The sequence below is a fragment of the Shimia sp. genome, from assembly GCF_965227725.1.
Lineage (GTDB): Bacteria > Pseudomonadota > Alphaproteobacteria > Rhodobacterales > Rhodobacteraceae > Shimia.
The window spans coordinates 551,228-572,735 of record NZ_CBDDGH010000006.1 but is presented as its reverse complement, the minus strand read 5'-3'; the positions used below and the strand labels follow the sequence as shown (position 1 = coordinate 572,735).

At 57.7% G+C, this 21,508-nt stretch carries 21 protein-coding genes; 10 read left to right on the top strand and 11 right to left on the bottom strand.

Annotation, left to right across the window (positions count from 1 at the left end):
- Positions 1–114: 114 nt before the first annotated feature.
- The 4 genes from ACO07T_RS20355 to ACO07T_RS20340 all read right to left on the bottom strand — a co-directional run bounded on the left by ACO07T_RS20355 (position 115) and on the right by ACO07T_RS20340 (position 4,566).
- Entirely contained in the window at positions 115–1,602 is a 1,488-nt protein-coding gene (locus tag ACO07T_RS20355) for a replicative DNA helicase (RefSeq protein ID WP_209065296.1), read from the bottom strand.
- Positions 1,603–1,811: 209 nt separating this feature from the next.
- Complete coding sequence (locus ACO07T_RS20350; RefSeq protein ID WP_422050920.1) at positions 1,812–2,492, bottom strand: orotate phosphoribosyltransferase; 681 nt, start codon at positions 2,490–2,492, stop codon at positions 1,812–1,814.
- 21 nt (positions 2,493–2,513) lie between these two features.
- A complete protein-coding gene (pyrC, locus tag ACO07T_RS20345; RefSeq protein ID WP_422050919.1) occupies positions 2,514–3,560 on the bottom strand; it encodes a dihydroorotase in 1,047 nt (348 codons plus the stop codon).
- A gap of 61 nt (positions 3,561–3,621) precedes the next feature.
- Positions 3,622–4,566, bottom strand: coding sequence for a phosphoadenosine phosphosulfate reductase (locus ACO07T_RS20340; protein ID WP_422050918.1), 945 nt, complete (start codon positions 4,564–4,566; stop codon positions 3,622–3,624).
- 207 nt (positions 4,567–4,773) lie between these two features.
- Here ACO07T_RS20340 and ACO07T_RS20335 point away from each other — a divergent pair, with 207 nt between their 5' ends.
- From ACO07T_RS20335 to ACO07T_RS20300, 8 genes are all read left to right on the top strand, one after another.
- Complete coding sequence (locus tag ACO07T_RS20335; RefSeq protein WP_422050917.1) at positions 4,774–5,682, top strand: AAA family ATPase; 909 nt, start codon at positions 4,774–4,776, stop codon at positions 5,680–5,682.
- 60 nt (positions 5,683–5,742) lie between these two features.
- On the top strand, positions 5,743–6,999 hold the full coding sequence (locus ACO07T_RS20330; RefSeq protein ID WP_422050916.1) for a vWA domain-containing protein: 1,257 nt from the start codon (positions 5,743–5,745) through the stop codon (positions 6,997–6,999).
- A 93-nt stretch (positions 7,000–7,092) separates the two neighbouring features.
- Positions 7,093–8,061, top strand: a complete 969-nt coding sequence (locus ACO07T_RS20325; protein WP_422050915.1) for an XdhC family protein — start codon at positions 7,093–7,095, stop codon at positions 8,059–8,061.
- Positions 8,058–9,077 (top strand): molybdopterin-binding protein, encoded by a 1,020-nt coding sequence (locus ACO07T_RS20320; RefSeq protein ID WP_422050914.1) that lies wholly within the window; start codon positions 8,058–8,060, stop codon positions 9,075–9,077. The genes ACO07T_RS20325 and ACO07T_RS20320 overlap by 4 nt, the downstream gene beginning before the upstream one ends.
- Before the next feature lie 145 nt (positions 9,078–9,222).
- A complete protein-coding gene (locus ACO07T_RS20315; protein ID WP_422050913.1) occupies positions 9,223–9,708 on the top strand; it encodes a (2Fe-2S)-binding protein in 486 nt (161 codons plus the stop codon).
- A gap of 109 nt (positions 9,709–9,817) precedes the next feature.
- On the top strand, positions 9,818–12,181 hold the full coding sequence (locus ACO07T_RS20310) for a xanthine dehydrogenase family protein molybdopterin-binding subunit (protein ID WP_422050912.1): 2,364 nt from the start codon (positions 9,818–9,820) through the stop codon (positions 12,179–12,181).
- A gap of 12 nt (positions 12,182–12,193) precedes the next feature.
- Positions 12,194–12,982, top strand: a complete 789-nt coding sequence (locus tag ACO07T_RS20305) for an FAD binding domain-containing protein (protein ID WP_422050911.1) — start codon at positions 12,194–12,196, stop codon at positions 12,980–12,982.
- 72 nt (positions 12,983–13,054) lie between these two features.
- On the top strand, positions 13,055–13,450 hold the full coding sequence (locus tag ACO07T_RS20300; RefSeq protein WP_422050910.1) for a hypothetical protein: 396 nt from the start codon (positions 13,055–13,057) through the stop codon (positions 13,448–13,450).
- A 59-nt stretch (positions 13,451–13,509) separates the two neighbouring features.
- Here ACO07T_RS20300 and infC read toward each other — a convergent pair whose 3' ends face one another.
- Complete coding sequence (infC, locus tag ACO07T_RS20295; protein WP_209065422.1) at positions 13,510–14,055, bottom strand: translation initiation factor IF-3; 546 nt, start codon at positions 14,053–14,055, stop codon at positions 13,510–13,512.
- A gap of 194 nt (positions 14,056–14,249) precedes the next feature.
- On the opposite strand from infC, the gene ACO07T_RS20290 reads away from it, so the two are divergent.
- Positions 14,250–14,618 (top strand): hypothetical protein, encoded by a 369-nt coding sequence (locus tag ACO07T_RS20290; protein ID WP_422050909.1) that lies wholly within the window; start codon positions 14,250–14,252, stop codon positions 14,616–14,618.
- Between the two features lie 52 nt (positions 14,619–14,670).
- Here ACO07T_RS20290 and ACO07T_RS20285 read toward each other — a convergent pair whose 3' ends face one another.
- From ACO07T_RS20285 to ACO07T_RS20265, 5 genes are all read right to left on the bottom strand, one after another.
- Positions 14,671–15,519 (bottom strand): ferredoxin--NADP reductase, encoded by an 849-nt coding sequence (locus ACO07T_RS20285; RefSeq protein ID WP_209065421.1) that lies wholly within the window; start codon positions 15,517–15,519, stop codon positions 14,671–14,673.
- 118 nt (positions 15,520–15,637) lie between these two features.
- Entirely contained in the window at positions 15,638–16,045 is a 408-nt protein-coding gene (locus ACO07T_RS20280; RefSeq protein ID WP_422050908.1) for a DUF934 domain-containing protein, read from the bottom strand.
- Positions 16,042–16,839 (bottom strand): phosphoadenylyl-sulfate reductase, encoded by a 798-nt coding sequence (locus tag ACO07T_RS20275; RefSeq protein ID WP_422050907.1) that lies wholly within the window; start codon positions 16,837–16,839, stop codon positions 16,042–16,044. Before ACO07T_RS20275 ends, ACO07T_RS20280 begins: the two co-directional genes overlap by 4 nt.
- A complete protein-coding gene (locus ACO07T_RS20270; RefSeq protein ID WP_422050906.1) occupies positions 16,829–18,496 on the bottom strand; it encodes a nitrite/sulfite reductase in 1,668 nt (555 codons plus the stop codon). Before ACO07T_RS20270 ends, ACO07T_RS20275 begins: the two co-directional genes overlap by 11 nt.
- Before the next feature lie 37 nt (positions 18,497–18,533).
- Positions 18,534–18,857, bottom strand: coding sequence for a DUF2849 domain-containing protein (locus ACO07T_RS20265; RefSeq protein WP_209088976.1), 324 nt, complete (start codon positions 18,855–18,857; stop codon positions 18,534–18,536).
- 141 nt (positions 18,858–18,998) lie between these two features.
- On the opposite strand from ACO07T_RS20265, the gene ACO07T_RS20260 reads away from it, so the two are divergent.
- Entirely contained in the window at positions 18,999–19,460 is a 462-nt protein-coding gene (locus tag ACO07T_RS20260) for an Lrp/AsnC family transcriptional regulator (RefSeq protein ID WP_209065420.1), read from the top strand.
- Between the two features lie 263 nt (positions 19,461–19,723).
- Here ACO07T_RS20260 and ACO07T_RS20255 read toward each other — a convergent pair whose 3' ends face one another.
- Complete coding sequence (locus ACO07T_RS20255) at positions 19,724–21,223, bottom strand: BCCT family transporter (protein ID WP_422050905.1); 1,500 nt, start codon at positions 21,221–21,223, stop codon at positions 19,724–19,726.
- Positions 21,224–21,508: the final 285 nt, after the last annotated feature.

The window sequence follows — 21,508 nt, the reverse complement described above, 5'->3', positions numbered from 1 at the left end:
TTGTGAAAATGACACCTACGCAATACCGTAGGGATACCGACGCGATACCGACGTCCCGTTTTGGCGCTGAGACGCCGTTTACCTTTTGATTCGCACGCGCAAAAAAAGCGGAGGTCAGTACTCCTCCGCCCCTCCCTGCTGCCAGGGCTGCACAAGGTTGCCAAAGCGGGTGAACCGCCCCTCAAAGCTCAGCTCCACCGTGCCAATCGGGCCGTGACGCTGCTTGCCGAGGATCACCTCGGCCTTGGCGTGCAAGCGTTCCATGCGCTCCTGCCAGGCGGCCATCTCATCCAGACGGTCATCAGAGGGCTTTTCACGCTCCACATAGTATTCCTCACGGAACACGAACATCACCACATCGGCGTCCTGCTCGATCGAGCCCGATTCCCGCAAGTCACTGAGCTGAGGGCGTTTATCGTCGCGGCTCTCCACCGTACGCGAGAGCTGGGACAGCGCGATCACCGGGATATTGAGCTCCTTGGCGATGGCTTTCATGCCCATGGAAATCTCCGCGATTTCCTGCACCCGGTTGTCTGCTGTGCCGCGGCAAAGCTGCAGATAGTCGATGATCAAGAGATCAAGACCGTGGGTCCGTTTGAGGCGCCGCGCCCGCGCCGCAAGCTGCGCAATCGGCAGGGCAGGGGTGTCATCAATGAACAGCGGGCAGGCTTCAAGGTCTTTTGCGGCCTGCACAAACCGGCGGAATTCCTCCTCGGTCATGTCCCCCTTACGGATCTGTTCCGAAGGGATCTCAGCCGCCTCAGACAGGATACGCGCCGCCAGCTGTTCTGCTGACATTTCAAGGCTGTAGAAGCCAACTACCCCGCCTTCCACGGCCCCTTCAGAGCCATCGGGTTTGATGCCTTTCTTATAGGCTTTGGCCACGTTAAACGCGACGTTGGTGGCCAGCGAGGTTTTCCCCATCGAGGGACGTCCCGCAAGGATCAGAAGGTCCGATGGGTGCAGGCCCCCGAGCTTCTTATCCAGATCAATCAGACCGGTGGAAATCCCGGCAAGACCACCCTCCCGCTGATAGGCAGCGTTGGCGGTGTTCACCGCTTCTGTGACCGCTTTCAGAAAGCTCACAAATCCGCGTTCTGAGGAGCCTTGCTCCGAGAGTTTGTAGAGCGCCTGTTCGGCCTGAACGATCTGCTCTTTCGGCTCCAGTTTGATGTCGGCTTTCTTTGCTCTGGTGGCAATGTCATTGCCCAGCCCAATCAGCTCGCGCCGCATCGCCAGATCATAGATGATCTGTGCGTAATCCCCTGCCGCAAAAGCAGAAATTGCCGCCCCAGCCAGACGCAGCAGATACGCTGGACCGCCCAGTTCTTTCAGACCTTCGTCGTCTTCCAAAAAAGCCTTCAGCGTCACAGGGGAGGCCAGATTGTTCTTCGCAATCCGCGCTGCAGCCACCTCAAAAATCCGCGCATGCACCGGCTCGTAAAAATGCTCGGAGGTGATGATCGAAGCGACCCGGTCAAAGATGTCGTTGTTGGTCAGAATCGCACCCAGAAGCTGTTGCTCAGCCTCAATGGAATGCGGCATTGGGTCTTCTTCAGGTGCTGCCTCAGCGCCCGGATTGATACTCGAAATTTCGTTCATGATCTTGCCCAACTGCCCCCTAAGCGTCGGTTGTAACAACCGCACTTATGCCGGGCAAACTGTATGTTTCTGTGGAACACCTGTGGATAACTGCTGTCCACCCGATATTGTCAAACGAAGCGCCACCTCGTCAACATATAGGGTCAAAGCAGCGTTCTCACGCCCGCACATCAGGCCGGCGTGAGACAGATTTTGCCGATGCTTTGGCCTTAGCCGTTCTTGCGGGCCTCTTGCCAGGCGCGCGGATCTTTGAGGAAGGTTTCTACCTCGGCCAGCGTCTCTTCAGAGAAGGCACCCTGCGCTTTGGCTTCTGCCAGCACATCCCACCAGGTGCAGAGATAGTGCAGCGCCACCCCATGGTCGCCGAGCGTTTTCTCGGTCTCCGGGAAGATGTCATAGTAGAAGATCACAGCGGTGTTGGCGCAGCTTGCGCCGGTCTCGCGGATCGCATCCACAAAGGACAGCTTGGAGCCGCCATCGGTGGTCAAATCTTCCACCAACAGCACGCGCTCGCCTTCGCTCATCGCACCTTCGATGCGGGCGTTCTTGCCGTAACCCTTTGGTTTCTTGCGCACATAGGTCATTGGCAGCGCCATGCGCTCCGCCACCAGCGCGGCAAAGGGAATGCCTGCGGTTTCGCCGCCTGCGATGTTATCAAACGCCTCAAACCCGGCTTCGCGCATCACGGTGACGGTCATGAAATCCATCAACGTCGCTCGGATGCGCGGGAAGGAGATCAGCTTGCGGCAATCGATATAGCTTGGGGACGGCAGGCCGGAGGCCAGCGTGTAAGGCTCATCAGTGTTGAAGTTCACCGCGCCAATTTCCAGCAGCATACGGGCTGTCAGGCGGGCAATTTCTTCTTTCGGCGGGAAGGCGGTTGGGATCATCTCAATGTCCTTTGGCAGCAGTTATTGGTCGGCGACGTTCCAGAACACGTCAAAGCCAGGATCAAATACAGTGACCGGCCCGTCAGAGCATTCAATTTTCTCTGGGAAAACGGTGGCTTCGGCGCCTTTGGTCAGCGTGATCTTGGCGTCGTTCACAGGCAGCCCATAGAAGCTCGGGCCATTGCGGCTTGCGAATTTTTCCAGAGTCTCAAGCGCGTTTTCTTCTTCAAACACATGCGCCAGAAGCGCCATTGTGTTGGTCGCGGTAAAGCAGCCCGCACAGCCACAGGCGTTTTCTTTCAAATCATCCACATGCGGCGCGCTGTCGGTGCCAAGGAAGAACCGTGCATCACCCGACGTCGCCGCTGCGCGCAGCGCCAGGCGGTGCTCTTCGCGTTTGGCCACAGGCAGGCAGTAGTAGTGCGGTTTGATGCCGCCCACGAGGATGTGGTTGCGGTTGATGATCAGGTGGTGCGTGGTGATTGTTGCGCCCAGATCGGTCGCATTGTCTTGCACATAGGCAACACCGTCCTTGGTTGTGATATGTTCCATCACAACGCGCAGACCCGGTGTGGCTTTGCGGATCGGATCCAGAACGCGGTCGATAAACACCGCCTCGCGATCAAAAATATCAATGTCGTGGTCGGTGACCTCGCCATGCACACAGAGCGGCAAGCCAATCTCGGCCATTTTTTCCAAAGCCGCACGCACGTTTTTGAAGTTGGCCACGCCGCTTGCAGAGTTTGTGGTTGCGCCCGCCGGATAAAGTTTTACGGCTTTGATCAGCCCGCTGGCATGTGCCGCTGCGATATCTTCGGGGTCACTGTCCTCGGTGAGGTAAAGTGTCATCAAAGGGGCGAAGTCCATGCCCTCCGGCAGCGCCGCCATAATGCGGTCTTTATAGGCTGCGGCCTGCGCGCCGGTCACCACAGGTGGCACCAGATTCGGCATGATGATCGCGCGGGCAAAATGGCGAGCGGTTTCAGGCAGAACGGCTTTCAGCATCGCGCCATCGCGCAGATGCAGGTGCCAGTCATCGGGGCGGGCAATCGTCAGGCTTTGGGTCATGCCTGCGCCTTACACAAAAGCAGGTGTGCTGGCTAGCCTTTGATGTGATGGTTTTGGGCGTTTAGCCCGCAAGCCGCCCCTGCTCGGCAGCCCGCGCCAATCCGTTCAGATGCCTCAGGAAGCGCGGCGCTTTCAGGCGGCGTGCCACATTGGCACACAGCAGTGCGCTGACAAACGGCCGCTTTTTCCCGCTCACCGCATCCAGCAGGCGGTTGAGGTAGGGCAAATGCCCCCGCCGCGCCCGATAGAGCTTGTAGAAGGCCCCGCGGCTGAGTGTTCCCGCCCCGGCCTTCACAAGAACCCGATAGAGGATTTGCATCTCCAGCAGATCGTTTTCGATCGCGGTACCGAGAAAGGGCGTTGGGAGGAGGGTGCTGTTGTCGATGGAAAAGAGCGTCGCATGCATCGCATCAAGAGCTTCATGTGGATCATAGATCACAAAGCACCGATCCGCAGAGGCCGCCATCTGAGGGGCAAACCCGTATGGCCCGTCAAACGCCAGCCGCCGCGCCTTTGGGAAACGGTGGTCCCAGCCAGCCAGTCTTGGCGCGAGGGTCGCTTGCGGCTGCACCGCCACAACTTGCGCTTCTGGCGCTGCTGCAGAAAAGGCCGCCGCCGCATAACCGCAGGGGCCTGCCCCATAAAAAACGACCTCGTCAAAGCGCTCAAAAAAGCCGTCAGCCTGAAGTTGGTCAAAATAGGCATACACCGCCGGATCGCGAAACCAGGTGTCGCCATTGCTGAGAATACAAAGATGTGACCAGCCCAGCTCACGCACCAGCTCCCAGCCCAGCGGCTGCCCGGTGTCTGCGCGTGACTGAATACCGTCAATGGTTTCAAAGGTCACCAAGAGGACGGGCTTGTCTTCGATCAGCGTGGCGCAATGTTGTCGGCCCAAAGGTTGGAAATGGCCATGTTTTTCAACCACATCCTTCAGTTGCCGCAGCCAAGCCGCTTTGGACAAGCCGAGCATTGGCGTGTCAAACCCATTGGGTGAATCCTGCATCTCTTTTCCCTTTGGCGCCCGGTTTGTCCGGTTGTGTGGCGTCCATTTTTGGCTCTTGCCGGACAGAATAGGAACCATTTGCGGCAGAAATGTGGAGCGTGTCGGTTTTTCTACAACTTTTGTCCCAGCCCCCTGCGCTTGACCTTCCTGCATGGGCTGTGCAGCCTGACGCGGTGATTTATGATGTGGGATGCAAGGCGGGGACTTATGCAAGCCATTGAAAGTATTGACGCGGTTCAATCCATGCTCGCGGCGGAAGGCTACGTCTGTGGCCGCCCATTGGCAACGGTGGTTTTTCTGGCTCTGCGCCTGGGGCGTCCGATTTTTCTCGAAGGGGAGGCGGGTGTTGGCAAAACCGAAATTGCCAAGGCGCTTTCGGCGGCCCTCAATCGCAATCTGATCCGTCTGCAATGCTACGAAGGATTGGACGCGGCCAGCGCGGTCTATGAGTGGAACTTCGCGGCGCAGATGGTGGCTATTCGGACCGCAGAAGCCAGCGGCGGCGCGGATCGCGCGGCCCTGCAGGAAGAGCTCTTCAGTCAGGACTACCTCGTGGAACGCCCGCTGCTCAAGGCCATGCGGCCTGACCCAGCCGGAGCGCCGGTGCTCCTTATTGATGAGCTGGACCGGACGGACGAGCCTTTTGAAGCCTTTCTGCTGGAAGCATTGAGCGATTTTCAGGTGACGATTCCGGAGCTTGGCACCATCAAAGCGCCAGAGCCCCCCATCGTGATTGTCACCTCCAACCGGACGCGTGAGGTCCACGACGCGCTCAAGCGCCGCTGCCTGTATCATTGGGTGGATTATCCGGACTTTGAGCGCGAGATGTCTATTTTGCAGGCCCGCGCGCCGGAGGCAGCCGCCAGTCTGAGCCGGGAAGTTGTGGCCTTTGTGCAGAAGCTGCGCACCGAAGATCTGTTCAAGAAACCCGGAGTTGCAGAGACCATCGACTGGGCCAAATGTCTGCTGGCGCTCGATGTTTTGACGCTCAGCCCACAGGTGATTGCGGACACGCTCGGCGCGGTACTGAAGTATCAGGACGATATCGCAAAGCTTCAGGGATCAGAGGCCAAGCGGCTTCTGGACGAAGTGCGCGCGTCCTTGGAGCCGGCCTGATGTTTCCTCTTGCCGTAAATATCCCGGGGGGTGCGGGGGGCTGGCCCCCCGTTCGGCGCAATGCCTGAATACCTCCCGCTCGACATTCCGGAAGCCCCCAAGCTGACGCAGAACATCACGTGGTTTGCACGGGCTTTGCGCAAAGCCGGTTTGCCGATTGGTCCGGGGCGGCTGCTGGATGCGATACAGGCTGTTGAGGCGGCAGGTTTCACCAGCAAACAGGATTTCTACTGGACGCTGCATGCGTGTTTTGTGTCACGCCCTGAGCACCGCACCACCTTCGCGCAAGTGTTCCGGCTCTATTGGCGAGACCCGCGATATCTTGAGCACATGATGTCCATGATGCTGCCCGCCGTGCGCGGCGTGCAAGAAGATCGCACAGCCCAGGCAGGGGAGAAACGCGCAGCAGAGGCGCTGCTTGACGGGGCAAATGCTGAGCTGCCGGAGACGGAAACACAGGAGGAAGACGGCACACAGATCGAGATTGACGCCTCCATGACGATGTCATCAGAGGAAAAGCTGCGCGCGCTGGACTTTGAGCAGATGAGCACCGATGAAATTGCCCAGGCCAAACGCATGCTGGCGCGGCTAAAATTGCCTGTGCAGCCCATTCAATCCCGGCGCACCAAAGCCGATCCTCTTGGCTCGGGCGTGGATTGGCGCGCCACCATGCGCAACTCCATGCGACAAGCCGGAGATCTCTCCGAAATCGCAAGAAAGAGCCGCCGCACGCGCTGGCCCAATCTTGTGGTGATCTGCGATATTTCTGGCTCGATGAGTCAATACAGCCGCATGGTGCTGCATTTCCTGCACGCCGTGGCCAATCAAAAGGGCGCGGGATGGGCGCGGGTGCATGGCTTCACTTTCGGCACGCGGCTGACCAACATCACACGCCATCTCGCAACTCGGGACGTGGACGCTGCTTTGGCCGCCGCTGGTGCTGAGGCGCAGGACTGGGAAGGTGGTACGCGGATTGGCGAATGTCTGCACGCCTTTAACCGGGATTGGTCACGTAGGGTGATGGGGCAGGGCGCAGTCGTGCTGCTGATATCGGACGGTCTGGATCGCGGTGCACCGGAGGATCTCAGCAAAGAGATGCAACGCCTGCATCTGTCGGCGCGGCGGCTCATCTGGCTCAACCCTTTGCTGCGGTGGGAAGGATTTGCCGCCAAAGCGCAAGGCATTCGCGCCATGCTGCCCCATGTGGACAGCTTTCGTGCCGGCCATTCAATTGCGTCTATCGAGGCCTTGGCGGAGGCTTTGTCTCGGCCGGATGACATCGGTGAGAAGGCGCGGCTTTTGCAGGGAATTCAATAGGCTGGCGCGCCTTTGTGGGATGGGAGTGACGCCAAGCGGTCTTGTGTTACGCACAGGGCTCCCCCATGTTCAGCCGAGACGAGGGAGATCATCATGAGCCAATCACCTAAAGACGCGCCCGAGCTGGCGCTGGAGTGGCACCGCGCAGGACGGGGTGCAGCGCTGGCAACGGTGGTGGAGACCTGGGGGTCCGCGCCGCGACGTGTCGGCGCGCAGATGGTGGTCTCTGGCGACGGGCAAATTGAAGGCTCTGTTTCAGGCGGCTGTGTCGAAGGTGCGGTGATGGTCGAAGCGATGGACGCGCTCGACAGCGGCAAAGGCACCCTGCTTGAATTTGGCGTGAGTGATGGAGATGCTTTTGCTGTGGGCCTAGCCTGCGGGGGCACCATCAAGGTGTTGGTAGAGCCTGTGGGGGCGGTTTTGAGCGAAGAGGTGCTGGCTGAGCTTGTAGACGCCCGCGCGGCGCGCAAGGCGGTGGCCTATGTGTGTGATGCCGAAACCGGAGGTGGCGTGCTTACCTCGGAAGGTTTTGAAGACCGCTTCCGCATGGACCGATCTGGCGTTGAGGACGACGGGCGTTTTGTTGCCATCCACAATCCCCCTTTGAGAGTGGCTGTGGTTGGTGCGGTCCACATCGCGCAAGCGCTGGTGCCTATGGCACGCATTGCGGGGTTTGATCCGGTGATCGTTGACCCGCGTTCCGCCTTTGGCTCAGAGGCGCGGTTTCCTGGCGAGAAGATCATCGAGGATTGGCCTGATGAAGCGATGGAGCAAATCGGGCTTGATGCACGCACTGCGCTTGTACTGCTGACCCATGACCCGAAGTTGGACGATCCGGCGCTGCACATCGCTCTAAAATCCAAAGCTTTTTATATCGGGGCGCTTGGAAGCACACGCACCCATGCAAAACGGGTGGAGCGTCTGACAGAGGCCGGATTTGAGGAAGCGCAGATTGCGCGTATTCATGGGCCGATTGGCTTGGACATCGGAGCGGCCAGCCCTGCGGAGATTGCGGTCTCGATTATGGGCGAACTTCTCCGCGTGTTGAGGAAAGGCGCATGAAATTCGGTTCTGTTGCCCTCGCAGAGGCGGAAGGTGCGATCCTCGCACACTCCTTGGTGCTGCCTGCATCAGAGACAGCTGGAAAACCCAAACGCATCCCGAAAGGAACCTGCCTGACCGCCGAGGACCTCTCAGCTTTGGCCCGCGCCGGGATGGAAACAGTCACCGTCGCGCGGCTGGAAGAAGGGGACGTGGATGAGGACGCTGCGGCGGCGCAGCTCGCATCGGTACTGCTGGAAGGCAAAGCGCGTGAGGGGTTTCGGGCGACTGGCGCAGGTGCTGGGCGGGTAAACCTCTATGCCAAAGGCTGTGGTTTGGTGCGCATCAATGCCGACATGGTCAACCACATCAATAGCGTTGATCCCATGATCACATTGGCCACCGTGCCGGACCGTCACCGTGTCGATGCAGATGGCATGGTCGCGACAATAAAAATCATCTCCTATGCGGTCCCTCAGGCAGCGCTGGATGCGGTCTGCGCCGTGGTCCAAGACGCTCTCGTGTTGCATCCTCCGGTTTTTTCCTCTGCGACGTTGATCGAAACCACAATTGCGGAAGATGTGCCCTCTGACAAAGGCCGCCGTGCGATGGCTGGACGTGTGGAGCGGATGGGCATGACGCTGTCGCCGCGTGTGCTTGTCGCCCACGAGGTGAATGCGCTGGCCAGCGCGATTGAGCAGGCGACAGGTCAGGTTGTTTTTGTGCTCACGGCCTCGGCAACGTCCGACACATTGGATGTGGCTCCGCAGGCCTTGCGTGAAGCAGGTGGTGTGGTTGAGCGCTTTGGCATGCCGGTTGATCCGGGAAACCTTTTGTTTCTTGGGCGCTTGGGTGAAAAGCCGGTGATCGGTTTGCCTGGTTGCGCCCGATCTCCGGCACTGAATGGCGCGGATTGGGTCTTGGAGCGCGTGGTGTGTGGCGAAGAGGTCAGCCACAGCGACATCGCTGCGATGGGTGTTGGGGGCCTGCTGAAGGAGATTCCCACCCGGCCAATGCCGCGTGAAAAAGGTGTTTAACCGCAGAGGCAGGCTCGGTTTTTTATGCACATACGACCAATGTCTAAACGCATTCTCCCGATCCTTTGAAAAAGCGGGTTCTCAATCGCCAAGGGGGCTGCTTTACTCCTCAGCAATGACAAAGCCACTAATGCGGGAGGAGCCAATGTCACAGGTCACCATGACTGTGAACGGCAAGCAAATGTCCGGAGATGCCGAAGGACGCACTTTGCTCAGTCAATTTTTGAGAGAAACCCTGGGCCTGACAGGCACACACGTCGGATGCGACACAAGCCAATGCGGCGCTTGCATTGTGCATGTGGATGGCGTTGCAGTGAAATCCTGCACCATGCTGGCCATGGAGGCAGACGGGGCAGACGTATCGACCATCGAAGGTCAGGCTGCGGCTGATGGCACGCTAAATGCCTTGCAGCAGGCCTTTCAGGATCATCACGGCCTTCAGTGCGGGTTCTGCACGCCGGGCATGATCATGTCTGCAGCAGACCTGCTCAAAACCAACCCCAAGCCAACCGAGGCAGAGGTGCGCCATCATCTGGAAGGCAATATCTGCCGCTGCACGGGCTACCACAATATCGTCAAGGCGATCATGGCGGCCAGCGGTCAGGACGTGAGCAGCATCGCTGCCGAATAAGACTGTTCGCCGCGCAGGAGGAGGCGCGGACGAACGTGTTTGAGATCACGGACCGGGCGTAGAGAGCCGCAAGATGCGCGCACCACCCCGGTTATTAGGGAGGAAAGACATGCCAAAAGATCATGGCATCGGCGCCAGCCCCAAGCGGCGCGAAGACGTGCGGTTCCTGAGCGGGACCGGCAACTACACAGATGATATCAATGTGAGCGGTCAGGCCTATGTGCACTTCCTGCGCTCCGATGTTGCGCATGGCCGGATTACGTCCATCAACACCGAAGCCGCCGCGGCCATGCCAGGCGTCTTGAAGATTTTCACCGGTGCGGATTTTGAAGGTGTTGGTGGCATTCCCTGTGGCTGGCAGGTGACGGACCGTCACGGCGAGCCGATGCAGGAACCCGCGCACCCGGTGCTGGCGCAAGGCAAAGTGCGTTACGTCGGCGATCAGATCGCCGCTGTGGTTGCCGAAACGCTTGAGCAGGCGCGCGATGCGGCTGAGGCCATTGAAGTCGATCTGGAGGAACTGCCAGCCGTTGTGGACATGAAAGCCGCACTGGCGGACGGGGCCACCAAGGTTCACGACGATCTGACCTCCAATCTTTGCTATGACTGGGGATTTGTTGAGGAAAACAAACCTGCGGTTGATGCGGCCTTTGAGGAGGCAGCGCATGTGACCACATTGGAGTTGCGCAACAACCGGCTTGTTGCCAACCCGATGGAACCACGTGTTGCGATTGGTGATTTCAACCGTGGCACCGGTGACAGCACGCTCTACACCACAAGTCAGAACCCCCATGTGATCCGACTTTTGATGGGTGCCTTTGTGTTGGGCATTCCTGAGCATAAACTGCGCGTGGTTGCGCCAGACGTTGGTGGCGGGTTTGGGACCAAGATCTTCCACTACGCCGAGGAAGCATTCTGCACCTTTGCGGCCAAAGCGCTGAACCGTGCAGTGAAATGGACCTCAACCCGGTCGGAAGCCTTCATTTCCGACGCACATGGCCGTGACCACGTGACCAAGATTGAATTGGCGCTGGATGCGGACAACAACTTCACCGCCATTCGCACCGACACCCACGCCAACATGGGGGCCTACCTCAGCACCTTCGCGCCATCGGTTCCGACTTGGCTGCATGGCACGCTCATGGCGGGGAACTACAAGACGCCTCTGATTTATGTGAACGTCAAAGCAGTCTTCACCAACACCGTGCCTGTTGACGCTTATCGCGGAGCGGGACGCCCGGAAGCGACCTATCAGCTGGAGCGGGTGATCGACAAAGCCGCGCGCGAGCTTGGAGTTGATCCGATTGCGCTGCGCCGCCAGAATTTCATCACGGAGTTCCCCTATGCCACGCCGGTGGCGGTGGAATATGACACGGGTGATTATCACGGTACCATGGATGCGCTTGAAAAGATCGCAGATTTCTCGGGCTTCGAAGCGCGCCGCAAAGAAAGCGAAGCGCGTGGTAAACTGCGTGGCCTTGGTGTGAATTGCTACATTGAGGCATGCGGGATCGCACCGTCCAATCTGGTTGGTCAGCTTGGCGCGCGTGCAGGTCTTTATGAAAGTGCGACGGTACGTGTGAATGCGACCGGTGGTCTGGTTGTCATGACTGGCAGCCACAGCCACGGGCAGGGGCATGAGACCTCTTTCCCTCAGGTGATTGCCGAAATGATTGGCATCGACGAAAGCATGGTCGAAATCGAGCATGGTGACACCGACAAAGCCCCAATGGGAATGGGTACCTATGGGTCGCGTTCGCTTGCGGTTGGTGGCTCCGCGATGGTCCGCGCGACCGAGAAGATCATTGCCAAAACCAAGAAAATCGCCGCACACCTGCTTGAAGCTGCTGAAGCGGACATCGAGCTGAAGGACGGTACATTCTCTGTCGCGGGCACGGACAAATCCGTGGCCTGGGGGGATGTGACACTGGCCGCTTATGTGCCTCATAACTACCCGTTGGAGGACATCGAGCCCGGCTTGGAAGAGACTGCTTTCTATGATCCGGCCAACTTCACATATCCTTCCGGCGCTTATGCCTGCGAGGTCGAAGTGGATCCGGAGACTGGGAAAGTCACCATCGAAGCGTTTTCTGCCGCGGATGACTTTGGCAATGTCGTGAACCCGATGATCGTTGATGGTCAGGTCCACGGCGGCATTGGTCAGGGTATCGGTCAGGCACTGTTGGAAAACGCGGCCTATGATGAAAACGGTCAGCTCTTGAGCGCGTCTTACATGGACTACGCGATGCCGCGTGCCAGTGATGTGCCGTTCTATAGTGTCGACCACTCCAGCCAGACGCCTTGTACGCACAACCCACTGGGCGTGAAAGGCTGTGGCGAGGCCGGTGCAATTGGTTCCCCACCCGCAGTTGTCAACGCTGTGGTTGACGCGCTGCAATCCGGTGGCCACAAAGTTGATCATGTAGATATGCCTGTGTCGCCCTCGCGCGTCTGGGCGGCGTTGAACGCCTAAGGAGGAGACATCATGTATAATTTTGATTTTGAGAAGCCCTCCACAATCGCGGATGCGGTTGCTGCGTTGGGTGCAGAAGAAGCGCAGGCTTTGGGAGGCGGACAGACTTTGATCCCCACCCTAAAACAGCGCTTGGCCAGCCCGAGTAAACTGGTGAGCCTCAAAGGTATCAGTGAAATGCAGGGGGTCTGCATTGCGGATGATGGGGCTGTTTGCATCGGTGGCGCCACTTGTCACTCAGATGTCGCAGGAAGTTCGGATGTTTTTGCCGGCCTTGCGGGCCTTGCAGGTGGCATCGGTGATCCAGCGGTACGTGCGCGCGGCACCATTGGTGGCTCTCTGGCCAACAATGATCCTGCGGCCTGCTATCCGGCGGGTGCCTTGGGCTGCGGTGCGACGATCATGACAAACAGTCGTGAAATCGCCGCAGACGACTACTTTGAAGGAATGTTCACGACTGCGCTTGAGGAAGGCGAGATTGTCACCGAAGTGCGCTTCCCGGTGCCTGAGGTATCCAACTATCAGAAATTCGAGCAACCCGCTTCCCGCTTTGCGCTGGTCGGTGTGTTTGTTGCGAAATTTGCTGATGGGGTCCGTGTTGCCGTGACAGGCGCGTCTGAGGAGGGTGTGTTCCGTTGGACAGAAGCAGAGGCAGCTCTTTCTGCCAACTTCTCAGCCGATGCCATTGCGGATCTTAAACTGGGTTCGGATGGCATGATTGCTGATTTGCATGGCACTTCCGAATATCGCGCGCACCTCGTAGGTGTTTTGACACGACGCGCGGTTGCAGCAGCGGCCTAGAGCGCCTTATAGTTCTAAGAAATAGGAGGGCGGCTGTTAGATCAGCCGCCCTTTGCTTTGGAAAGGCGACAAATGATTCTCGATATTTGGAACAGTTTTCAGCGGCTGCCGCTGTGGGTGCGGATTTGGATGTGCGTGGTCCTAGCGCCAATCAACATGGTCCCGCTTTTCTTTATCGGCTCACATCCATCAGCGATGTGGATCGCTTTGCTCTCTGTCATGGGGATGCTGGTGAACCTGCCGATTCTGATCAGAGAGCGTGGCTTCTCCGCATCCTTGTCCTTTCCGCATTTGATATTCTGGGTGCCGCTTGTTGTGATTTTGCTCACACGCCCGCCGTTTCTGGAAGGAGCAACCGGTGCCTATGCCAGCGTCCTTTCGGTGCTGCTGATCGTAAACATCATTTCTTTGGGTTTTGACTTCAGAGAGGCGATCAAATGGCTGTGCGGTGCGCGCCACATTGCATGAGGCAAAGAAAAAGCCCCGGCCAAAGGCTGGGGCTTGAACGTTTGCTATGACCGTTCGGCTTACTTGGAAATTGGGCCGATCATCATGATCATTTGGCGGCCTTCCATCTTGGGCATGTTTTCCACTTTGCCCAATTCTTTGATGTCTTCAGCCACACGCTCCAGAAGCTCACGGCCGAGATTCTGGTGGGCCATCTCACGGCCGCGGAAGCGCAGGGTGACTTTCACCTTGTCGCCTTTTTCGAGGAACTTGATCACATTGCGCATCTTGACGTCATAGTCATGCGTATCCGTGTTCGGGCGGAACTTCACCTCTTTGACCTCAATGGTCTTCTGCTTTTTGCGCGCCTCGGATTCGCGTTTCTGCTGTTCATATTTGAACTTGCCGAAATCCATGATCTTGCAAACCGGAGGGTTCGCATTTGGGGAGATCTCAACAAGGTCCAGACCAGCTTCTTCGGCCATTGTCATGGCTTTGGCCGGGTGCACGACTCCGACGTTTTCGCCGTCTGCGCCAATCAAGCGGATTTCGGGAGCGCGGATGCGCCCATTGATACGAGGTCCGGTGTCACGCTGTGGCGGTGCGTTATGAGGTCTGCGGGCTATCGTTTTGTTCCTTCGATGGTGAATACCTATGAGTGGCTAATTTATTCGCGCTTGCGCGGCGATACAACCGCCGAATCCGCGACTGTGATGCAAATCCCGCGGCTTTCCCCCTTGAGAAGGAGGGCGGCAATCACGAGATGCATGGCGCAGGGGGCGCACTCGGTTTGGTAGCGCCCCATTTTTGGAGTGTGGTAATGAGAAGCCTTGTCTGGAGCATCTTCGCTTTAAGCACAGCTTTCGGGACATATGTTGTCTGGCAGAATGCTGTCAGCCCTGCAGCGTCGTCATCGGTGTCGAATGCTGCAGAGGTTTCTGAGCAGTCAGTTTCGGACACGGGAGAAAGCGCGCCAAATACTGAAAACATCCAGCCTCAAGAGCGGGCGCTGGAGGCATTGTTCACGCCGGAAGGCTTTGATTTGAAAGCGGTTTGTGCGCTGATCGGTGCAGCGGACATGGGGGATTTGCAAAAGGCGGCGCTTAAAGCAACGCTCGTGGATTCTCTCGAAAACCCTGAGTTTCTCCAACAGACGTTGGAGAATGCCAAAGATGCCTTAGGCTACTGAGTGAAACAAAAAACGCCCCCAATCGGGGGCGTTTTGTTGTGAATTCTCATCTTTAGTCGAGGAAAGCTTTTTCCACCACGTATTGTGCGGGCTTGGAATTTGCACCTTCCTCAAGACCCGCTTCTTCGAAGAGCTCCTTGAGCTCGAGGTTGAAGGCCAAATTGCCGCAGATCATTGCGCGATCGGTTTCCGGGTTCAAAGGCTCGATTCCCAGATCTTCAAATACCTCGCCAGAGCGGATCAGATCGGTGATCCGGCCCATTTTGGGGCTCTCTTCACGGGTGGTGGTTGGGTAATAGCGAATCTTCTTGTGGAAGTCTTCGCCCATCAGCTCTGCGAGCATTTCATCGTTGCGGATGCTTTCGATGAGGTCGCGACCGTAAGTCAGCTCACCAACTTCGCGGCAGGTGTGGGTGATGATGACTTCATCGTAATCTTCATAAGTCTGCGGCTCGCGCAGCAGCGAAGCAAACGGGGCAAAGCCTGTGCCGGTTGCAAAGAACCAGATGCGCTTGCCTGGCAGCAGGGCGTCGTGCACGAGCGTACCAACAGGCTTGGGGCGCAGGATGATTTCATCACCCGGTTTGATGTGCTGCAGCTTGGAGGTCAGCGGGCCGTCTTGCACTTTGATGGAGTAGAACTCCATTTCCTCATCCCACGCTGGGGAGGCGATTGAATAGGCGCGCAGAAGCGGTTTTTGCTTGCCTGTCTTGGGGTCTGGATCGCCCATCAAGCCAATCATGACAAATTCGCCCGAACGGAAACGCAGAGACGCAGGGCGCGTGCAGCGGAATGAGAACAGGCGGTCAGTGTAGTGCTTCACCTCTGTCACAGTTTGCGCGTCAGGAAGGGCGGGCACTTTTACGGATTTTTCTTCGGTCACAGGCGTTTGCTCGGTCATATCAAAACAGGCGGGATTGCCACGCCTCCTCATCTAACATCTCTGGTGGGGTTTTGAAGGTATATCAGTGATGCGGCTTTGACATATCGCAAAGCCGCACCACTTTCTTCGACACGCTTTAGCCGCGCATCCGGGCTTGGTAGTCGTTGGCTTGCCAGTTGGCGCGGAATTTCCATTCCTCTTCTGGCTGGCGGGTGGACAACTCATCAGAGATTTCCACCTCGTCAAAGCCACAGCGGCGCGCCATGGCATATTGATCTGAAATAACGTGGCCTTTTGCGCGCAGGCGGCCATTGTAGCCAGCCAAGCGCAGCTGGCGGGCAATGGTGAAGCCGCGGCCGTCTGCAAAGCTTGGGAAATCCACGCGGATCATCTTCACGCCTGAGAGCTGAGCAATAACAGCTGCCGGGTCGGTATCTGAAGGGACGTCAAGCGCCGCCACATCATTTGCGGCTTCATCCAGCGGCACAAAACCAAGGGTCCAGTCGTCGGCGCCAAAGCCGTTGTCTGTCACGATCACAGTCATGTCTTTTCTCCGGTTCGCACTATTTTGCCATCGACAAAATGAATGCCACATTCTTCTTTGTCCTGACCGCGCCAGCGGCCGGAGCGAGGGTCTTCGCCTTCTGCCACCGGCGAGGTGCAAGGCGCACAGCCGATGGACGGGTAGCCTTTGGCCACAAGTGGGTGACGTGGCAGGCGGTTTTCTTCCATATAGGCACGCACGTCATCCGGTGCCCAATGGGCCAGCGGATTGACTTTGATGCGGCCTGTGAAGTCTTCGATTTCAAAGAACTCAAGCGCGGCACGCGTGCCGGACTGGAAGCGCTTGCGTCCCGTGATCCAGCCATCATAGCCGCGCAGGGCTTTTTGCAGAGGGCGGGTTTTGCGCAATGCACAGCAGGCATCGGTGTCGTGCTGGTGCAATGTGCCATCTGGGTCTTCTGCGGCCAGCGTGGAGTCGCTTGCGCGGATCACCTGAACATTTTCCAGACGCAGCTGCTCTGCCAAGTCCTGCTGGTAGACAAGTGTCTCCGCAAAGAGCATTTCCGTGTCCACGAAGAGCACGGGAATTTTGCGGTCTACAACGGCCGCCATGTGCAGCAGCACAGCGGATTCCGCGCCAAAGGAAGACACCATTGCCAGTTTCCCGGCCTGGGGATCCTTCAAGGCAGCTTCCATCACCGCCGTCGCAGAATGATGGCGGTAGCGCGCGTTCAGCGCATCCACCTTTGCCTGCAGCGGATCCACGCGCTCTGACCCCGGGGCTTTCCCGGTGGTCAGAGGTGAGGTCAGTGGCGTGAGGCCATTATGCTGCATTCGCCTGGGCCTCTGGGTAGAGGTGAGCCTTGAACGGCGCGAGGCCGAGGCGGCGGTACGCTTCCAGGAAGGTCTCTTCCGGGCCTTCGCGCAGCTCCAGATAGCCTTTCACGAGGCGCTCAATTGCAGGCACGATTTCATCGTAAGCAAAGCCGGGGCCAGCGCGCTCACCGATGGAAGCGGTCCAGGTTGCATCGCCGCCAAGAGTGATCTGGTAGTTCTCAACACCAGCGCGGTCGAGACCGAGGATGCCGATGTGGCCCACGTGGTGGTGGCCACAGGCGTTGATGCAGCCTGAGATCTTGATCTGCAGGTGGCCGATGTCGTGCTCAAGCTTCAGCTCTTCAAAGCGGGTTGCGATTTGCTGAGCCACAGGGATCGAACGCGCGGTTGCCAGCGCACAGTAGTCCATGCCGGGGCAAGCGATGATGTCGCTGACAAGACCAATGTTTGCCGTGTGCAGCTCCGCCTCACGAAGTGCCGTGTAGATCGCTGGCAGATCGGATTTGTGCACGTGTGGCAAGATCACGTTCTGCTCGTGGCTGATCCGCAGCTCGTCATGCCCATAGTCACGTGCGATCTGCGCCAGAACACGCATTTGCTCCGCGGTTGCGTCGCCAGGGGTTTTGCCCTGTTTTTTCAGCGAAACCGTAACAATGGTGTAACCCGGCGCGCGGTGCTCGGTCAGGTTTGTGTCGACCCAGCTGCGGAACATTGGATTGGCGTCGTAAGCCGCTTCAAACTCTGCGATCGGCGCGTTGCGGAAGGCAGGTGGTGCAAAATGCGCCTTGATGTCTGCAAACAGGTCCTGATCAACACCGGAGAAGGTTGGACGCACGCTTTCATAGCGCTCCTCAACCTTGGCGCGGAATTCATCTAGGCCGGTTTCATGCACAGTGATCTTGATGCGGGCTTTGTATTTGTTGTCGCGGCGACCAATCTGGTTCCAGACGGAGACGGTTGCCTCGATGTAAGGCAGCAGGTCTTCTCGCGGCAGGAAGTCGTTGAGGACTTTCCCGACCATAGGTGTACGGCCGAGGCCGCCGCCGACCAGCACTTGGTAACCTGTTTCACCAGCGTCGTTTTTCACGATGCGAACAGCCAGATCGTGCGCCTTCAGAACGGCACGATCAGCTTCGCCAGCACTCACGGCGATTTTGAACTTGCGACCCATGAACTGGAACTCAGGGTGATCGGTGGACCACTGACGGATCAGCTCTGCCACCGGGCGTGGATCTTCCAGTTCGTCTGCTGCTGCGCCTGCAAAATGGTCTGCGGTCACGTTGCGGATGGTGTTGCCGGAGGTCTGGATGGCGTGCATGCCAACTTCACCCAAAGCGTCCAGCATATCAGGCACGTCTTTGAGTTTTGGCCAGTTGTACTGGATGTTCTGGCGGGTGGTGAAGTGGCCGTAGCCTTTGTCCCATTTCTCTGCGAGCAGCGCCAGCGTGTCCATCTGCGCGGAGTTCAGGGTGCCATAAGGGATGGCGACGCGCAGCATGTAGGCGTGCAGCTGAAGATAGAGGCCGTTCATCAGGCGCAGAGGCTTGAATTCATCCTCGGTCAGATTGCCGGCGATGCGGCGCTCTACCTGTGCACGGAACTGACGATTGCGCTCGGCCAGGAAGGCTTTGTCAAAGTCGTTGTATTGATACATGGGTGGACCTTTTCGCGTTTGTCTCAGGAGAGGCCGATCAGACGGCCTGACCATCCTGGTTTGCGGCGTCTGCCTGTTTGCCGTGGAAGTAGTTTGATGGGCCGGTGCGGCGGAATTCTTCGCGGAAATGGGTTGGCTCAGGGCCGTTTTCCCCGGCAACCGCATCCGCCAGATAGGCGCCTACGACTTCGCTAACCTGTTGAGAAGCCTCAAGAAGACGCAACTGTGCGTGGGCTTCATCAGTTAGTAACTCTGCTTCGGTCAAATCACGTGACCAATTGTCTTCGGCTGTGAAGTAAATCACGTCGCCTTCCAACAGGGCGTTGGCGGTGATGACTTTGGGTGTGAATGCGCGGGGCATTTGTCCGACTCCGGTGTTTGACTTTGATCCATATATAGGAAATATTCCCCCTCAACCGCCAGATACTGGCGAAAATAGAAACGTGCGTTTCGGTGTCAGCGGGGATCTGCGCCGATGTTCCAAAAACTGAGGGGAAATGGAATGGCGTTGCGCATTGACGACATGGATAAGAAAATTCTTGGGGAGTTGCAACGGGACGCAGCGCAATCTCTCGATGAAATTGCCAAACGTGTGGGATCTTCGAAGACTCCGGTGTGGAACCGGATCAGGAAATTGCGCGAAGGCGGGGTCATTCGCCAGCAAACCGTTCTCCTGGATGCCGAAGCCCTTGGTTTTGATGCTTGTTTCTTTGTTCTGATCCGCACCAGCGAACATGAGGCCGATTGGCAGGCGAAATTCTTGAAAGCTTTGCGGGAGCGGCCAGAGGTGCTGGAAGCGCACCGGTTGGCGGGGGACATAGACTATATCCTTAAAGTGCAGGTGCAGAATGCGCGCGCTTACGACATCTTTTATCAAGCTTTGATCTCAGAGGTGAAGGTCCACAACGTGACCGCCTTGTTATCAATGGAAGAAATCAAATCCACGAGCATGCTACCGCTCTGAGCGGTAAGATTTGGTCGTTTTTTGCAAAGCCGCCTGCAGGCGTGTCTGTATCGCGTCGGTATTGCGGCTGTATCGCGACAGTGCAATTTCGCACCTTTGCACCTTACCGCAACGTTCGATGCTGTAAGATTTAGACTGCAGCCGATCTGACCCGAATTGGACCAGATCGGCCTGCCTTGCGGCGCCTTTAAGGACGCATGAGCAACCAAATCATTGCGCCGATGAAGGCGAAGGTTGAGAGGTTGAGAACTGTGTTGAGCAGATCACCGATCAGCATGATGCGCCTCCTGACGCAGGCCCCGGATCAGACAGACACAGAGCAGCACACAGACAAAGACAAAGGGCAGGGCGCCAATGGCGATCAGCTTTTTGATCGCATCAACGGAACCCGACAGGATCATCGCCGCGCCCAGCAACCCGAGCAGCACGCCCCAGACCAAGCGGACTTTCGGGCTTGGGTCGGGATCGCCGCCGGTCGAGAATGTGCCGAGCACAAAGGCCGCGCTCACCACGCTGGTGACGATGAAGAGGAAGGCCGCCAAAATGGTGGCGATGGTGGTCAATGTTGGCAGGGGCAGGCGCTCCAGCAGGCCAAAGGTGACACGTTCCACATTGGTCTCTGCCATCAGGAGCAGATCACCGCTGCCATGTAATGTGTCAAACAGACCAATGCCGCCAAAAGCGCCAAACCAGATCACCGAAAACACGGTTGGCCCAATCAGCACGCCCAGCACAAACTCGCGAATGGTGCGGCCTTTGGAGATGCGGGCAATAAAGACGCCGACAAATGGCCCCCAAGCGATCCACCAGACCATATAGGTGAGGGTCCAATCCTGAAACCATGTCCCGAGATCGTCGCCAAAGAAGGTGAGCGTTTCAAAGCCACGGGGGATGGCGGCAAAGATGTACTCGCCAAAGCCGTTGAGAATGGAGTTGAGCAAAAATTCCGTGGGGCCGAGAATGACGGTGTAGAGCACCAGAGCGATGGCGATGATCATGGCGGTGTTGGAGAGGCGCGCCATGCCGGTGCCGAGATCCACGAGCAGGGGCGGCAGGTAGGCGGCGACCATCACCACAAAGACGGCGGCCACTAGCCATGTGGCGGCTTTGTCTCCGCCCATCATCACGTCGATGCCGTCGGCCACCTGAAACACACCCATGGCGATGGAGCCGCCCACGCCAATGGCAATGGCAACAATCGCCATGAAATCAGAGAGGCCCCCAACAAGCTTTGCCCATGTTTCATTTGGGAAGAGCGTTTCAATCGGGCCGCTGACCAGCATCGGCGCGCCTTTGCGAAAGGTGAAATAGGCAATTGTGAGCGCAGTGGTCCCGTAAATCGCCCAGGCATGGATGCCCCAGTGGAAATTTGTGGCCAGCAGAGCCTGCTGGGCGGCATAGGGCTGTTCCATGAAACCTTGGGCAAAGGCAAAATGGGTCAGGGGTTCGGCAACGGCCCAGAACAGCAAGCCCACCCCCATGCCGGCTGCAAAGAGCATGGCGATCCAAGAGGGCGTGGAAAACTCCGGCCGATCATCATCGGCTCCGAGGCGGATGTCTCCAAATCTGGAGAAGGCCAGCCAGATACACAGGAGCAACATGCCAGAAACAGAGAGCATGACAAACCAGCCGCGGCTCTCAAAATATTTGGCGACCACTGTGGAAGCCAGACGCACGAGGCTGTCCGGGTCCATGACACCCCAAGCGCCGATCGCTGTGATCAAGGTGCAGGAGGTTGCAAGGGTGAGCTGCGAGCGTGTCACGGTTTGCCCTCCAACATCTCAGGGCAAGCGATGTGTTCTGTCGTGCGGTTGATCCTCATAGCCTGCTCCTAACAAAGCTTACTTTGGTGGTGAAAGTGGCGGTCGGGCGCGCAAGGGAGAAGTGTCTGCGCTTATGCGTCTTCGTTCGTTTGTAGCCAAAAGTCAGGCGGTCTCTCCAATGGCTTCTGGCGCTGTGTCATAGCGAAAAAAGTGAATATGTGAAGTAAAATTTCAAAAGTTAATAAAAGATTAATAAATTAGACAGGTGCCCTAATGTTGTGCAAC

Excerpts from the sequence above, each read along its gene's own strand:
- ACO07T_RS20320 (WP_422050914.1), top strand. The coding sequence starts at position 8,058 with ATGAAATTCGGTTCTGTTGCCCTCGCAGAGGCGGAAGGTGCGATCCTC.
- ACO07T_RS20330 (WP_422050916.1), top strand. The coding sequence starts at position 5,743 with ATGCCTGAATACCTCCCGCTCGACATTCCGGAAGCCCCCAAGCTGACG.
- ACO07T_RS20270 (WP_422050906.1), bottom strand. The coding sequence starts at position 18,496 with ATGTATCAATACAACGACTTTGACAAAGCCTTCCTGGCCGAGCGCAAT.
- ACO07T_RS20335 (WP_422050917.1), top strand. The coding sequence starts at position 4,774 with ATGCAAGCCATTGAAAGTATTGACGCGGTTCAATCCATGCTCGCGGCG.
- ACO07T_RS20325 (WP_422050915.1), top strand. The coding sequence starts at position 7,093 with ATGAGCCAATCACCTAAAGACGCGCCCGAGCTGGCGCTGGAGTGGCAC.
- ACO07T_RS20300 (WP_422050910.1), top strand. The coding sequence starts at position 13,055 with ATGATTCTCGATATTTGGAACAGTTTTCAGCGGCTGCCGCTGTGGGTG.
- ACO07T_RS20350 (WP_422050920.1), bottom strand. The coding sequence starts at position 2,492 with ATGATCCCAACCGCCTTCCCGCCGAAAGAAGAAATTGCCCGCCTGACA.
- ACO07T_RS20310 (WP_422050912.1), top strand. The coding sequence starts at position 9,818 with ATGCCAAAAGATCATGGCATCGGCGCCAGCCCCAAGCGGCGCGAAGAC.
- ACO07T_RS20265 (WP_209088976.1), bottom strand. The coding sequence starts at position 18,857 with ATGCCCCGCGCATTCACACCCAAAGTCATCACCGCCAACGCCCTGTTG.
- ACO07T_RS20340 (WP_422050918.1), bottom strand. The coding sequence starts at position 4,566 with ATGCAGGATTCACCCAATGGGTTTGACACGCCAATGCTCGGCTTGTCC.
- pyrC (WP_422050919.1), bottom strand. The coding sequence starts at position 3,560 with ATGACCCAAAGCCTGACGATTGCCCGCCCCGATGACTGGCACCTGCAT.
- ACO07T_RS20315 (WP_422050913.1), top strand. The coding sequence starts at position 9,223 with ATGTCACAGGTCACCATGACTGTGAACGGCAAGCAAATGTCCGGAGAT.
- ACO07T_RS20280 (WP_422050908.1), bottom strand. The coding sequence starts at position 16,045 with ATGACTGTGATCGTGACAGACAACGGCTTTGGCGCCGACGACTGGACC.
- ACO07T_RS20290 (WP_422050909.1), top strand. The coding sequence starts at position 14,250 with ATGAGAAGCCTTGTCTGGAGCATCTTCGCTTTAAGCACAGCTTTCGGG.
- ACO07T_RS20260 (WP_209065420.1), top strand. The coding sequence starts at position 18,999 with ATGGCGTTGCGCATTGACGACATGGATAAGAAAATTCTTGGGGAGTTG.
- ACO07T_RS20355 (WP_209065296.1), bottom strand. The coding sequence starts at position 1,602 with ATGAACGAAATTTCGAGTATCAATCCGGGCGCTGAGGCAGCACCTGAA.
- ACO07T_RS20305 (WP_422050911.1), top strand. The coding sequence starts at position 12,194 with ATGTATAATTTTGATTTTGAGAAGCCCTCCACAATCGCGGATGCGGTT.
- ACO07T_RS20275 (WP_422050907.1), bottom strand. The coding sequence starts at position 16,839 with ATGCAGCATAATGGCCTCACGCCACTGACCTCACCTCTGACCACCGGG.
- ACO07T_RS20285 (WP_209065421.1), bottom strand. The coding sequence starts at position 15,519 with ATGACCGAGCAAACGCCTGTGACCGAAGAAAAATCCGTAAAAGTGCCC.